The organism is Streptomyces virginiae, from assembly GCF_000720455.1.
GTDB classification, from domain to species: Bacteria; Actinomycetota; Actinomycetes; order Streptomycetales; family Streptomycetaceae; genus Streptomyces; species Streptomyces virginiae.
The window spans coordinates 92,618-105,806 of the sequence record NZ_JOAK01000021.1; the positions used below are offsets into that span (position 1 = coordinate 92,618).

A 13,189-nucleotide genomic window follows, 5' to 3' on the forward strand; every position below is an offset into this window, starting at 1 on the left:
ACAGCCGCCCGGGCCTGTGGAAAACTCCTGACCGGGCCGCGTCAGAGGTACTTCACCGGGAGGCGAACGGGGCGTCCGTGGGGACGATTTCGCGTCCCAGCGGGAGCAGGGAGAGCGGGACCATCTTGAAGTTGGCGATGCCGAAGGGGATGCCGATGATCGTGACGCAGAGCGCGATGCCGGTGACGATGTGGCCCAGGGCGAGCCACCAGCCCGCGAGGACGAGCCAGAGCACGTTGCCGACGCAGGATCCGGCACCGGCGTCGTGGCGCTCGACCGTGGTGTAGCCGAACGGCCAGAGGGCGTAGACGGCGATGCGGAAGGCGGCGATGCCGAACGGGATGCCGATGATGGTGATGCAGAGGAGCACACCGGCGAGCACGTATCCCAGGAACAGCCAGATGCCGCTGAGGATCAGCCAGATGACGTTCAGGATTGTCTTCATTGGCGGCGGCCTGCCATCTGTTCGAGCCGGGCGATGCGCTCGGCCATCGGGGGGTGGGTCGAGAACATCTTGGTCAGTCCCTGACCGGGACGGAAGGGGTTGGCGATCATCATATGACTCGCCGTCTCCAGTCGTGGTTCGGGCGGCAGCGGGAGCTGCTTGGTCCCCGCGTCGAGCTTGCGCAGGGCGCTGGCCAGGGCCAGCGGGTCCCCGGTGAGCTGAGCGCCGGAGGCGTCGGCCTCGTACTCGCGCGAGCGGCTGATGGCCAGCTGGATCACGGACGCGGCCAGCGGACCCAGGATCATGATCAGCAGCATGCCGAGCAGGCCGGGTCCCTCGTCGTCGTTCGACCGGCCGACGGGGATGAGCCAGGCGAAGTTCACCAGGAACATGATCACCGAGGCGAGTGCGCCGGCCACCGACGAGATGAGGATGTCGCGGTTGTAGACGTGGCTGAGCTCGTGGCCGATGACCCCGCGCAGCTCGCGCTCGTCGAGGATGCGCAGGATGCCCTCGGTGCAGCAGACCGCGGCGTTGCGCGGGTTGCGGCCGGTGGCGAAGGCGTTCGGGGCCTCGGTGGGCGAGATGTAGAGGCGTGGCATCGGCTGGCGCGCGGACGTGGAGAGCTCGCGCACCATGCGGTAGAGCTGGGGGGCCTCGAACTCGCTGACGGGACGGGCGCGCATCGCGCGTAGAGCGAGTTTGTCGCTGTTCCAGTACGCGTAGGCGTTCGTCCCGAGTGCGACGACGACGGCGACGATCAGGCCGGTCCGGCCGAAGAAGCTGCCGATGAGGATGATGAGTGCGGACAGCCCGCCGAGGAGTACGGCGGTCTTGAGCCCGTTGTGCCGGCGGTGCACGGTACGCCCTCCAAGTGGTGCGGCAGGGGAGCCCGTCATGGATTTGAGGGTCTACGGTCCAGTGGACGCTCCCTTCCTGGTCAACGCCAGGTGAGGGCGTCTGGTTCCCAGGGTGTGCGGGGACGGGGGCCCGCCGCCGCCCCCTCGGCGGGGGCGGCGGGGCCGTCGTGCGCGTTACTCCGTACGGGCTGACCGGCCCGGCAGGGGCCGACCGGGGCGGTACGGGCTACTGCGTGAAGAGGCTCCCCGACGCGACGCGCAGGACGAGCTGCGGGGCGCCCGAGAGGACGACCGCGGTGATCGCGGTCGCGACGATGGCCGCCGCGACCGGCCAGGGGGCCTTCGTGCGGGCCGGTGCGCCCTCCACGGCCTCCGCGCCCTCGGGCGCGCGGAAGAGCAGCGCCGTCCAGCGCAGGTAGTAGTACAGGGCGATGACGACGTTGACCGCCATCAGCACGGCCAGCCAGCCCAGGCCCGCGTCGACGGCGGACTGGAAGACGGTGACCTTGGCGAAGAGCCCGATGATGCCCGGCGGCAGGCCGGCCAGGCAGAGCAGGAAGAAGGCCAGGGAGAGGGCGGCGAGCGGACGCTCGGCGTACAGGCCGCGGTAGTCGCTGATCCGGTGGAGCGGCTTCGTACGGGCGACGAGGGCGGCCACGGCGAAGGCGCCGAGGTTCACGGCGGCGTACATGAGGGCGTAGGCGAGGGTGGAGCCGATCTGGTCGCGCTCGGAGTACGCGGCGGCGGCGATCGGGACCAGCAGGTAGCCGGCCTGGCCGACCGAGGACCAGGCGAGCAGCCGTACGGCACTGTTCGGGCGGTCCGCGGACTGGCGCACCGCGGCGGCGTTGCCCAGGGTCATGGTGAGCGCGGCGAGGACGGCGATGGCCGGGCCCCAGATCTGCGAGTACGCCGGGAAGGCGATCACCGTGACGAGGATGAGGCCGGTGAAGCCCACGGCCTTGCCGATCACCGAGAGGTAGCCGGCGATGGGCAGGGGGGCTCCGACGTAGGTGTCGGGGACCCAGAAGTGGAAGGGGACGGCCGCGGTCTTGAACGCGAAGCCGACCAGGGTGAGCGCGACGCCGGCCATGGCGAGGGTGTCGAACTGTCCGGGGACGTCTTCGAGGCGGTCGGCGACCTGGGTCAGGTGCAGCGAGCCGGTGACGGCGTAGACGAAGCTGACGCCCATCAGCGACACGGCGGTGGCGGTGACCGAGGACAGGAAGAACTTCAGGGCGGCCTCGGAGGAGAGCCGGTCGCCGCGCCGCATGCCCACGAGGGCGAAGGCGGGCAGGGACGCGACCTCCAGCGCGACGATCAGGGTGGCCAGGTCGCGGGAGGCGGGCAGCAGGGCGGCGCCGGCCGCGGAGGAGAGCAGCAGGAACCAGTACTCGCCGGCGGGCATCCGCGTGTCGCGCACGGCGGTGACCGACAGGAGCGCGGTGAGCAGGGCTCCGGCCAGCACCAGGAACTGGACGACGACCGTGAAGTGGTCGACGGTGTAGCTGCAGGCCTCCGGGTCGGCGGTGAGGCAGAAGGTGGAGCGGTCGCCGGCGCGCAGCGGGATCAGAGTGGCGGTCGCGGCGGCCAGTCCGGCCACCGAGATCCAGCCGAGGACGGGCTTGTGCCGCTCGGCGACGAAGAGGTCGGCGACGAGGACGGCCAGGCCGACGACGGCGGTGATCACCACGGGCGCGATGGCGAGCCAGTCGACGGACTGGACCAGGCTGGGGGTCTCGGCCGCGAGGACCGTGAGGGCCGTCATGAGTTGCCTCCTGCGAGGAGCTGCTGAACGGCCGGGTCGGTCAGGCCGAGGAGGAGCGCGGGCCACAGGCCGGCGAGGACGGTGAGGGCGACGAGCGGGGTCCAGGCGGCGAACTCGTAGCGGTGGACGTCCGCGACGGCCGGCTCGGGGCCCGCCTTCGGGTCTCCCATGCAGACGCGCCGGACCACGACCAGCAGGTAGGCGGCCGTGAGCAGGGTGCCGAACGCGCCGACTGCCGTGTACGTGAGGAACGCGGCCCGGGGCAGGCCCTCGGCCGGGTCGAAGGCGCCGAAGAGGGCCAGCATCTCGCCCCAGAAGCCGGCGAGGCCGGGCAGGCCCAGGGAGGCGACGGCGGCGAAGGCGAGGAGCGCGCCGAAGCGGGGGGCGCGGCCGTAGAGGGCGGCGCCGGTGGCCCCGGCGAGGGTGTCGAGGTCGGCGGTGCCGTAGCGGTCCTTGAGGGCGCCGACCAGGAAGAAGAGGAGGCCGGTGATCAGTCCGTGGGCGATGTTCGCGAAGAGGGCGCCGTTGACTCCCGTGGGGGTCATGGACGCGATGCCCAGGAGGACGAAGCCCATGTGGCCGACGGAGGAGTAGGCGATGAGTCGCTTGAGGTCGCCCTTGTTCCCCTTGCGGGCCAGCGCGAGGCAGGCGAGCGATCCGTAGACGATGCCGACGACGGCGAAGGCGCCCAGGTAGGGGGCGAAGGTGGCCATGCCGTCGGGGGTGACGGGGAGCAGGATGCGGACGAACCCGTACGTGCCCATCTTGAGCAGGACGCCCGCCAGGAGGACGGATCCGACGGTGGGGGCTGCGGTGTGGGCGTCGGGCAGCCAGCTGTGCAGCGGCCACATGGGGGTCTTCACGGCGAGGCCGATGCCGATGGCGAGGACGGCCAGGAGCTGGGTGGTGCGGGACAGTTCGCGGCCGTTGTCAGAGGCGAGTGCCACCATGTCGAATGTGTCCGCCGTCACACCGATGAGGAGGAGGCCGAGCAGCATGACGACGGAGCCGAGGAGCGTGTAGAGGATGAACTTCCAGGCGGCGGCCTGCCGCTGGGCACCGCCCCAGCGGGCGATCAGGAAGTACATCGGGATGAGGACCATCTCGAAGGCGAGGAAGAAGAGCAGCAGGTCGAGGACGGCGAAGGTCGCGAGGGTGCCGGACTCGAGTACGAGGAGCAGTGCGACGAAGGCCTTCGGGGAAGGGCCCGCGGGGAGCTTGAAGTAGCTGTAGAGCGCGCAGAGGAAGAACAGCAGCGCGGTCATCAGGAGGAGGGGGAGCGAAATGCCGTCGACACCGAGGTGGATCCGGACGTCCAGCGCCGGGATCCAGCTGATGTCCGTCGTCGCCTGGAAGCGGGACGGGGCGTCGTGGTCGAAGCCCAGGGTGAGGGCGATCGCCGCGGCGAGGACCACGCCGGTCACGGTCACGCCGTGGCGGAGCACGGCCTGCTCGGGGCTGCGGCCCTTGAGGCCGGGCGGGGCCGGCAGGAGGGCCGCGACGGCGCCGAGGAGCGGTGCGGCCAGCATGAACGCCAGAAGGAACTGCATCACGGACGGGCTGATATCAATCACGGCTGACTCACGGCTCACGATCCGGCGTTGACGTTGGCGAGGACGGCGGTGGCGATCGCCAGGACCACGGCGCCGGCGAGCAGGGCGCTCAGGTAGCTCTGCACGTTGCCGGTCTGGGCGCGGCGTACGAGGCTGCCGAGCAGCCGGGTGCCGCTGCCCGCGCCGCGGACGTACGTGTCCACGACCTCGCGGTCGAGGAAGCGGACGAGGCCCGCGGCGCCACGGACGGGGCGGACGAACAGCCGGTCGTAGACGGCGTCGAGGTGGAAGCCGTCGGCGGCGTGGCGGTGGAGGGGGCCCAGAAGGGCACGGCCGGGGTCGGCGGCGGGACCCGCCGGGACGGCGGGGTGCTCGTGGGTGACCTCCGCGACCTCGGGCGTCTCGGCGGCGGACTCGGCGGCCGCGGTGGCCGCGGACACTGTGGCGGCCACGGCGGCGGGCTGCTCGGCGGCGGCGGCACTGCGGGCGGGTCCGGCCGCGGGGGCCGTGGCGGCCTTGACCGTGGCGCGCTGCCACAGGGCGTAGGTGAGCATCGCGCCGATGACGGCGGCGCCCGTGCCGAGGACGGAGGTGGCCACGGTCGGGGTGAGGGCCCTGCCGTCGAACCAGTCGGCGACCGAGTCGGCCGCGAGGCCGAAGGCGACCGACGGGACGGCCAGCAGCCACAGCACGCCCGTCATGGCGAAGGGCTCCTTGCCGTGGTCGGGGGCGGCTGCACCCCGGCCGCGGAAGGCCATCAGCCACAGCCGGGCGGCGTAGGCGGCGGTGAGCAGGGCGGTGAGCACGCCGGCGATCAGCACCAGCCAGCCGGCGGCGACGGGAGCGAGGTCCGAGTGGCCGGTGGCGGTCTGCTCGGCGGCGACGAGGACGGCTTCCTTGGAGAAGAAGCCGGCGAAGGGCGGGATGGCGGCGAGCGCGAGCAGCGCGATCGTCATCGTCCAGAAGGCGTCGGGGATGCGCTTGGCCAGGCCGTCCATCCGGGACATGGCGGCCAGGGAGTTCGTGCCGGCGGCGTGGATGATCACGCCCGCGCCCAGGAAGAGGAGCGCCTTGAAGGCGCCGTGGGACAGGAGGTGGAAGACGGCGGCGCCGCGGTCGCCGACGGCCAGGGCGCCGGTCATGTAGGCGAGCTGGCCGATCGTGGAGTAGGCCAGGACCCGCTTGATGTCGTCCTGGGCGAGGGCGGCGAGGGCGGAGCCGACCATCGTGACGGCCGCCATGACGGCCATGACGACCAGTGCGGCGGCGGAGGCCGCGAAGACGGGCAGGAGGCGGGCGATGAAGTAGACACCGGCGGCGACCATCGTCGCGGCGTGGATCAGCGCGGAGACGGGGGTGGGGCCGGCCATGGCGTCGGGGAGCCAGGTGTGCAGCGGGAACTGCGCGGACTTGCCCGCGACTCCGGCGAGCAGGAGGAGCGCGACCAGCGTGGGGTGGTCGAGTCCGCCGGCGGCGACGGTCCCGAGGATCTTCGTGATCCGGAAGGAGCCGGCGTCGGTGGCGAGCGCGAACAGGCCGATGAGGAAGGGGACGTCGCCGAGCTTGGTGACGAGGAAGGCCTTCAGGGAGGCGGAGCGGGCGGCCTCGGTCTCCCAGTAGTGGCCGACCAGGAAGTACGAGCAGATGCCCATGACTTCCCAGCCGACGAGCAGCACCATCAGGTCGCCGGAGTAGACGACGAGCAGCATGGCGGAGGTGAACAGCGAGACGAGGGCGGCGTACGACGGGTAGCGCGGGTCGTCACGGAGGTACGCCGTCGAGTAGAGCTGTACGCAGGTGGCGACGACCCCGACGAGGACGGCGACCAGTGCGGCGAAGCCGTCGATGTAGAGCGAGAGGTCGATCGGCACCGAGCCGGTCGGGGTCAGCTCGGTCGCGGTGCTGATCGGCTGCCCGCCGCCTTGGCGGACGGCGACGGTGACGGCCAGTACGGCGGCGGCGAGCGTCGGCAGGATCGCGAGCGGCCGGACGAAGCCCGGGGCGGTGCGGCCGAGCAGCAGTCCCGCGACCGCGCCCAGGAAGGGCAGCAGCGGGACGAGGACGGCGAGGGTCGTGGTGCTCACGCGGCGACCTCCGGCCGGGCGGTGCCGGTGCTGTCGCCGGCGTTGATCGGGTGGGGCTCGTGGCCCTCGGCGGTGTCGCGCAGGCGGTCGACGTCCGAGGTGCCCCGGTTGCGGTACACCATCAGCACGATCGCGAGGCCGATGCCGATCTCGGCGGCGGCGATGGCGATGGTGAAGAGGGTGAGGGCCTGGCCGGCGTGCAGGGCGTCGCGCAGCCATACGTCGAAGGCCACCAGGTTGAGGTTGACGGCGTTGAGCATCAGCTCGACGGACATCAGGACCAGGATGGCGTTGCGGCGGGCGAGCACTCCGTACAGGCCCGTGCAGAAGAGGAGCGCCGCGAGCACGGCGGGGTAGGCGAGGTGCATCAGCGCTGCCCCTTGTCACTGGCGTCGGCGGGGTCGTTGCGGCGGGACAGCACGATGGCACCGATCAGGGCGGCGAGGAGGAGGACGGAGAGCGCCTCGAACGGCAGCACCCAGTGCTGGAAGAGCATCTCTCCGGAGACCTTCGTGGAGCCCTGGACCGGCCCGTCGAGGTCGATCCAGGTGGTGCGGAAGGCGTCGACGACCACCCAGACCAGGGCCACGGCGGCGACGACGGCGACGCCGAGCGCGACCCGCCGGTTGCCGGAGTCCGCGTCCGGGGAGCGGCCGATGGGGGCCTTGGTGAGCATCAGCCCGAAGAGGAGGAGGACGACCACGGAACCGAGGTAGATCAGGACCTGCACCCAGGCGATGAACTCGGCGGTCAGCAGCAGGTACTCGACGGCGATGCCGCCGAGCGCGACGACCAGCCAGAGGGCGGCGTGGACCAGCTGCTTGGTGGTGACCGTGACGAGGGCCGCGCCGAAGGTGGCGAGGCCCACGAGGAGGAAGGCGATCTCGACGCCGGTCGGGGACAGGAAACCGGGCCCGGTGGTGGCGGCTGCGGCCAGGGTGGCGGCGGGGGTCACGCGTCTGACTCCGGGGTCGGGGTGGTCGGCGGTTCGGTGTCGGCGGCCTGCGCGGTCTCGGCTGCCGCGGCGGCTGCCGCCGCTGCCGCGGCCTCGGCCTTCTCCACGGCCTTGCGGGCGGCGGCGATCTCCTTGGGTTCCTCGGCGGCCGGGTCCAGGGCGGGCGGGGCCGGGACGGTCCACATCCACTCGCGGAGTTTGTCGCGCTCGTGGGTCAGCTCGTGGATGTCGGTCTCCGCGTACTCGAACTCCGGCGACCAGAAGAGGGCGTCGAAGGGGCACACCTCGATGCAGATGCCGCAGTACATGCAGAGGGAGAAGTCGATGGCGAAGCGGTCGAGGACGTTGCGGCTGCGCTCGCGCCCGCCGGGGGTGGAGGCGGGGACCGTCTCCTTGTGGGAGTCGATGTAGATGCACCAGTCGGGGCACTCACGGGCGCACAGCATGCAGACCGTGCAGTTCTCCTCGAACAGGCCGATGACCCCGCGGGAGCGGGGCGGGAGTTCGGGCTGGACCTCGGGGTACTGGGCCGTGTGCGAGCGCTTCGTCATCGTGCGCAGCGTGACGGCCAGGCCCTTGGCGAGGCCGGATCCGGGGATGGGCATTACTGGATCGCCACCTTCACGATGCCGGTGAGCGCGATCTGGGCGAGCGCGAGCGGGATGAGTGTGGTCCAGGCGAGCTTCTGCAGCTGGTCCTCGCGCAGGCGCGGGTAGCTCACGCGGAGCCAGATCACGACGAACGCGAGGACCGCGGTCTTGAGCAGCGTCCAGACCCAGCCGAGGCCGTCGGCGCCGAAGGGGCCGTGCCAGCCGCCGAGGAAGAGGACGGTGGTGAGGAAGCAGAGGACGACGATGCCGGCGTACTCGGCGAGCAGGAACAGCGCGAAGCGCAGGCCGGTGTACTCGGTGTACGCGCCGAAGATGATCTCGGAGTCGGCGACGGGCATGTCGAAGGGGGGCCGCTGCAGTTCGGCGAGGCCGGCGGTGAAGAAGACGAGCGCGCCGACGATCTGCCAGGGCAGCCACCACCACTCGAAGCCCTCGACGATGCCGGTGAGGGAGACCGTCCCGGCGGCCATCGCCACGGAGGCGGCGGCCAGCAGCATGGGGAGCTCGTAGGCGAGCAGCTGCGCCGCGGTGCGCAGGCCGCCGAGCAGGGAGAACTTGTTCGCGGAGGCCCAGCCGGCCATGAGGGAGCCGAGGACTCCGACGCCCATGACGGCGAGCACGAAGAACAGGCCGGCGTCGATGACCTGGCCGACCGCGCCCTCGCCCGGGCCGATCGGGATGGCGAGGAGGACCAGGAGGTACGGAAGCAGGGCCACGGCGGGAGCCAGCTGGAAGATCCGGCGGTCGGCGTTGGCCGGGACGACGTCTTCCTTCTGCGCGAACTTCACGCCGTCGGCGACGAGCTGGGCCCAGCCGTGGAAGCCGCCGGCGTACATGGGGCCGAGGCGGCCCTGCATGTGGGCCATCACCTTGTGCTCGGTCTGCCCGACGACGAGCGGGAGCACGAGGAAGACGGCGAAGACGACGATCAGCCGCAGGGCGACGTCGAGGACGTCGTTCACGCCGTGCCTCCGGTGTCAGTGGTGGGGTCGGTCTCGGTCTCCGGCTCGGCCGGGCGTCGCGCGGGGGCGGGCCCGGCCTCGGGTTCCGGCGCGGACCCGGCTTCCGGCTCGGGCCCGGCTTCCGGCGCGGACCGGGCTTCCGGCTCGGCCGTCGGAGCCGACTTGGGGGCCGGTCCGTCGAAGGCGGGCTTCGGGTCGTGCCAGGGGGCGTCGGAGCTGCGGGGTGCGGAGCGGCGCGGTGGGCGCGCCGGGGCCTCCCCGGCAGGCGTGTCCGTGACCTCTGCGGCCCCGTCGGCCGAGCCTTCGTCCGAAGTCGGGGCCTGGCTCGCGGAGCCGTCCGCTGCCGAGCGGGTACGGCGCGGCGGGCGGGCCGGGGTTTCCGTGCCCGCAGCGTCCGGGGCAGCGGCCGGGGTGGCGGCCTCGGCGGCCTGGCTGGCGGAGCCTTCCGTGACCGAGCGGGTACGGCGGGGCGGGCGGGCCGGGGTTTCCGTGCCCGCGGCGTCCGGGGCAGCGGCCTCGGCGGCCTGGCTGGCGGAGCCTTCCGTGACCGAGCGGGTACGGCGCGGCGGGCGGGCCGGGGTGTCCGCGGTGGCGGCCTCGGCGGCCTGGGTGGCCGAGCCCTCGGCGACCGAGCGGGCCCGGCGGACGGGGGCGCCCTCGCGCGGAGCGCGGGCGGCGGCGCCCGCCGCTCCGGCGGCGCGCGGGGTACGGGCAGGACGGGCCGGGGCCGGCGGGAGCTGGCCCTTCAGCGGACCCCAGTCGTTGGGGTCCGGCACGCCGGGCGGCAGCATCTGACGGCGCTTCGGGGCGTCCGGGTCGTGGGCCTCGCCCGGCTCCTTGGCCCCCGGCCAGGCCTTCGCGACACGCGCGGCCAGCACGAAGTCCTTGCGCAGCGGGTGCCCCTCGAAGTTCTCCGGGAGGAGGAGGTGCACCAGGTGCGGGTGGTCGGTGAAGGTGATCCCGAACATCTCGAAGGTCTCGCGCTCGTGCCATTCCGCGCCCGCGTAGACGGCGACCGCCGACGGCAGGGAGGGGGCGCCGTGCGGGACGGTCGTGCGCAGCAGGAGGCGGCGTACGCGGTGGTTCTCCAGCGAGGCGACGTGCGCGCAGACCCGGAAGCCGGTCCCGGGCTCGTCCACCGCGCTCAGCCAGTCGAAGTACGTGCAGCCCAGCTTGTCCCGGGCGATCTCCAGGGAGGAGATCCAGCTGCCGACGGGCACGTCCACCGTGAGGACGTCGTACGAGAGCTCGGCGACGGCCTCGGCGCCGAAGACCGTCGGCGCCGCGTCGGGGAGGGAGTCGTAGAGGTTCACGCGCCGGCCCCCCCGTCGGGCACGGGCGGGGGCGTGACCAGGCCGCTGGTCAGCTGGGAGACGGACGGCCCCGAGGCGTAGCGCTCGGCCAGCGACTCGCGGGCGATCTTCTCCTGGAGCTTGAGGATGCCCTGGAGGAGCGCTTCCGGGCGCGGCGGGCAGCCGGGCACGTAGACGTCGACGGGGATGATCTGGTCGACGCCCTTGGTCACCGAGTACGAGTCCCAGTACGGGCCGCCGCAGTTGGAGCAGGCGCCGAAGGAGATGACGTACTTCGGCTCCGGCATCTGCTCGTAGAGCCGCTTGACGGCGGGGGCCATCTTGTCCGTGACGGTGCCCGAGACGATCATCAGGTCGGCCTGGCGCGGACCCGGTGCGAAGGGGATGACGCCGAGGCGGATGAAGTCGTGCCGGGCCATCGACGCGGCGATGAACTCGATCGCGCAGCAGGCGAGGCCGAAGTTGAAGACCCACAGGCTGTACCGGCGGCCCCAGTTCAGGACCACCTTCATCGGTTCCGGGGCCAGACGGGAGAGGACTCCGAGGCGCTTGGGCTCCGGGAGCAGCTCCGGCTGAGGTGTCACGTCCATTCGAGGACGCCCTTCTTGTACGCATAGAGCAGGCCGACGGCCAGGAAGCCCAGGAAGATGAACATCTCGACCAGGGTCGTGGCGCCGTAACCGGCGGCGGCGAACACCGTCGCCCACGGGAACAGGAAGATCGAGTCGACGGCGAAGATGACGTAGAGGAAGGCGTAGACGTAGTAGCGGACCTGGGTGTGCGCCCAGCCCTCGCCGACGGGGTCCACGCCGCACTCGTAGGTCAGCAGCTTCTCGCGGGTCGGCACGACGGGCCGCAGGAGGCGGCCCGCGCCGAAGGCGACGGCCACGAAGAGCACACCGAGGGCTGCCAGCAGACCGACGACCGAATAACTCCGGAAGTAGTCCGCCGCGAGCACGGTTACGGTCGATACCGTTGGTTCGGACACGTCCGTTCCTCGCTCCTCGGTCACTGTCGACGATCTGGTACGGACGGGAGTCTAGGGCCTGCCTCACACGGGGTGGGGTTATCCCCCGTTCACAGCACCCCGGACACCCCATGGCATCGGGTGACCCGGCTTGACAGGCTGTGGCGCATGACCACGAGCCATGCCATCCCCGACAACGATCGGCCTCCTCCCGTACGGCCCGTATTCAGTGCCGTCACATGGAAGGAAATCGCCCATCTGGTGATCAACCTGCCAGAGGGGATCCTCGGATTCGTTTACGCGGTTGTCATGGTTTCCACCGCGGGCGGTCTTTCCGTGACCGCGATCGGACTTCCTTTGCTGGCGGTCGGTCTCTTTTTGTCCCGTCAATGGGGACGGCTCGAACGGGCCCGCGCGCGAGGGCTGCTGGGCGTACGGGTCGAGGAGCCGACCCCGATCCCCGGACCGCGTCGGTCCGGCGGGTTCTTCCCCTGGCTGTGGACGAGCATCAAGGATCCGGTCGGCTGGCGGACCGTGCTGTTCATGCTGATCCGGCTGCCGTGGGGGGTACTCACCTTCACGGTAGTCCTGACCGGCCTGTTCGTGCTGTGGCCCGTGCTGCCGTACCTGGTGCGGCTGCTGGCGAACGCCGACCGGGCGATGGTACGGGGGCTCCTGTCGCCCTCCGACGGCCTGGAGCGGCGGATCGCGGAGCTGGAGTCCGACCGGGGCGTGGTGGTCGACACCGCGGCGGCGGACCTGCGGCGCATCGAGCGGGATCTGCACGACGGGGCGCAGGCGCGGCTGGTCGCGCTGGCGATGGGGCTGGGCCTGGCGAAGGAGAAGCTGCTGGAGGACCCGGAGGGGGCGGCGGCGATGGTCGACGAGGCCCACGGGGAGGTGAAGCTGGCCCTCCAGGAGCTGCGGGACCTGGCGCGCGGGATCCACCCGGCGGTGCTGACCGACCGGGGGCTGGACGCGGCGCTGTCGTCGGTGGCGGCGCGGTGCGTGGTGCCGGTGAAGGTGCTGGTGGACCTGCCGGCGGGGCAGGAGGCCCGGCCGGCGGAGGCGATCGAGGGGATCGCGTACTTCGTGGTGTCCGAGCTGCTGCAGAACGTGAGCAAGCACGCGAGGGCGAGGGGCGCGACCGTGGAGGTGTGGCGGGCGGGGGCCCGGCTGATCATCCGGGTGTCGGACGACGGGCGGGGCGGGGCGGACACGTCCGGTGGGAGCGGGCTGGCGGGGCTGGCGGAACGGCTCGGTGCGGTGGACGGGGTGCTGGTGGTGGACTCCCCCGAGGGGGAGGGGACGGTGGTGACGGCTGAGCTGCCGTGGCGGGACCGCCGCCGGGGCTGAGGCCGCGCCGGCCGTGGCCGGTTGGTGTCGAGCGGGACTCCCGTCCGGGGTGGGCGGGGGTCCCGTTCGTCCGTCCGGCACGGCGCCGTTCCCCGGGGCGCCGCCCCGGCCCACGCGCCTCGAACGCCGGCGGGGCCGAACGTGCCGGAGCCGGCTGCGGAGGGTGCGCCGGGGGGCACCGGCGGGGCGGAAGGGCGGCGCCGGATCCGGCGGCGCCGGATCCGGCGGCGCCGGATCCGGCGGCGCCGGCCCGGTGGGGTGGGGGGTGGGGTTAACCCCCGGGTGGAGATGCCTACTCGCCGCATGGTCTGGGGG

The 13,189-nt window shown here is 72.3% G+C and carries 13 protein-coding genes; 1 reads left to right on the forward strand and 12 read right to left on the reverse strand.

Going from position 1 to position 13,189, the window contains the following annotated elements; translation table 11 throughout:
- Positions 1 to 52: 52 nt before the first annotated feature.
- From IG86_RS0127425 to IG86_RS0127480, 12 genes are all read right to left on the reverse strand, one after another.
- A complete protein-coding gene (locus IG86_RS0127425) occupies positions 53 to 445 on the reverse strand; it encodes a YccF domain-containing protein (protein WP_030826107.1) in 393 nt (130 codons plus the stop codon).
- Positions 442 to 1,305 (reverse strand): zinc metalloprotease HtpX, encoded by an 864-nt coding sequence (gene htpX, locus IG86_RS0127430; RefSeq protein ID WP_030826109.1) that lies wholly within the window; start codon positions 1,303 to 1,305, stop codon positions 442 to 444. The genes IG86_RS0127425 and htpX overlap by 4 nt, the downstream gene beginning before the upstream one ends.
- Positions 1,306 to 1,531: 226 nt before the next feature.
- On the reverse strand, positions 1,532 to 3,073 hold the full coding sequence (locus tag IG86_RS0127435) for an NADH-quinone oxidoreductase subunit N (protein WP_030826111.1): 1,542 nt from the start codon (positions 3,071 to 3,073) through the stop codon (positions 1,532 to 1,534).
- Positions 3,070 to 4,623 carry a complex I subunit 4 family protein gene (locus IG86_RS0127440; protein ID WP_030900380.1) on the reverse strand — a complete coding sequence of 518 codons (1,554 nt, stop codon included), beginning with the start codon at positions 4,621 to 4,623 and terminating at the stop codon, positions 3,070 to 3,072. The genes IG86_RS0127435 and IG86_RS0127440 overlap by 4 nt, the downstream gene beginning before the upstream one ends.
- A 38-nt stretch (positions 4,624 to 4,661) precedes the next feature.
- Positions 4,662 to 6,710: an NADH-quinone oxidoreductase subunit 5 family protein gene (locus IG86_RS0127445; RefSeq protein ID WP_030826117.1), complete on the reverse strand. Its 2,049-nt coding sequence runs from the start codon at positions 6,708 to 6,710 to the stop codon at positions 4,662 to 4,664.
- The gene (gene nuoK / locus IG86_RS0127450; protein WP_030826120.1) at positions 6,707 to 7,078 is read right to left on the reverse strand and encodes an NADH-quinone oxidoreductase subunit NuoK; all 372 of its coding nucleotides are present in this window, start codon (positions 7,076 to 7,078) and stop codon (positions 6,707 to 6,709) included. The genes IG86_RS0127445 and nuoK overlap by 4 nt, the downstream gene beginning before the upstream one ends.
- A complete protein-coding gene (locus IG86_RS0127455; RefSeq protein ID WP_030900383.1) occupies positions 7,078 to 7,665 on the reverse strand; it encodes an NADH-quinone oxidoreductase subunit J family protein in 588 nt (195 codons plus the stop codon). Before IG86_RS0127455 ends, nuoK begins: the two co-directional genes overlap by 1 nt.
- Positions 7,662 to 8,270: a NuoI/complex I 23 kDa subunit family protein gene (locus IG86_RS0127460; protein ID WP_030826127.1), complete on the reverse strand. Its 609-nt coding sequence runs from the start codon at positions 8,268 to 8,270 to the stop codon at positions 7,662 to 7,664. The genes IG86_RS0127455 and IG86_RS0127460 overlap by 4 nt, the downstream gene beginning before the upstream one ends.
- Positions 8,270 to 9,238, reverse strand: coding sequence for a complex I subunit 1/NuoH family protein (locus IG86_RS0127465; RefSeq protein WP_030826131.1), 969 nt, complete (start codon positions 9,236 to 9,238; stop codon positions 8,270 to 8,272). The genes IG86_RS0127460 and IG86_RS0127465 overlap by 1 nt, the downstream gene beginning before the upstream one ends.
- Positions 9,235 to 10,551: an NADH-quinone oxidoreductase subunit C gene (locus tag IG86_RS0127470; RefSeq protein ID WP_030900386.1), complete on the reverse strand. Its 1,317-nt coding sequence runs from the start codon at positions 10,549 to 10,551 to the stop codon at positions 9,235 to 9,237. Before IG86_RS0127470 ends, IG86_RS0127465 begins: the two co-directional genes overlap by 4 nt.
- The gene (locus IG86_RS0127475) at positions 10,548 to 11,141 is read right to left on the reverse strand and encodes an NADH-quinone oxidoreductase subunit B (protein ID WP_030900389.1); all 594 of its coding nucleotides are present in this window, start codon (positions 11,139 to 11,141) and stop codon (positions 10,548 to 10,550) included. Before IG86_RS0127475 ends, IG86_RS0127470 begins: the two co-directional genes overlap by 4 nt.
- The gene (locus IG86_RS0127480) at positions 11,132 to 11,539 is read right to left on the reverse strand and encodes an NADH-quinone oxidoreductase subunit A (RefSeq protein ID WP_030653514.1); all 408 of its coding nucleotides are present in this window, start codon (positions 11,537 to 11,539) and stop codon (positions 11,132 to 11,134) included. Before IG86_RS0127480 ends, IG86_RS0127475 begins: the two co-directional genes overlap by 10 nt.
- Positions 11,540 to 11,686: 147 nt before the next feature.
- Between IG86_RS0127480 and IG86_RS0127485 the strand changes: the two genes are divergently transcribed.
- Positions 11,687 to 12,874 carry a sensor histidine kinase gene (locus IG86_RS0127485; RefSeq protein WP_051785442.1) on the forward strand — a complete coding sequence of 396 codons (1,188 nt, stop codon included), beginning with the start codon at positions 11,687 to 11,689 and terminating at the stop codon, positions 12,872 to 12,874.
- The last annotated feature ends 315 nt before the right edge of the window (positions 12,875 to 13,189 follow it).

Bases quoted from the DNA above. Each gene is read 5' to 3' on its own strand.
- IG86_RS0127425 (WP_030826107.1), bottom strand. From the start codon at position 445: ATGAAGACAATCCTGAACGTCATCTGGCTGATCCTCAGCGGCATCTGG.
- IG86_RS0127435 (WP_030826111.1), bottom strand. From the start codon at position 3,073: ATGACGGCCCTCACGGTCCTCGCGGCCGAGACCCCCAGCCTGGTCCAG.
- IG86_RS0127440 (WP_030900380.1), bottom strand. From the start codon at position 4,623: ATGCAGTTCCTTCTGGCGTTCATGCTGGCCGCACCGCTCCTCGGCGCC.
- nuoK (WP_030826120.1), bottom strand. From the start codon at position 7,078: ATGCACCTCGCCTACCCCGCCGTGCTCGCGGCGCTCCTCTTCTGCACG.
- IG86_RS0127460 (WP_030826127.1), bottom strand. From the start codon at position 8,270: ATGCCCATCCCCGGATCCGGCCTCGCCAAGGGCCTGGCCGTCACGCTG.
- IG86_RS0127475 (WP_030900389.1), bottom strand. From the start codon at position 11,141: ATGGACGTGACACCTCAGCCGGAGCTGCTCCCGGAGCCCAAGCGCCTC.
- IG86_RS0127485 (WP_051785442.1), top strand. From the start codon at position 11,687: ATGACCACGAGCCATGCCATCCCCGACAACGATCGGCCTCCTCCCGTA.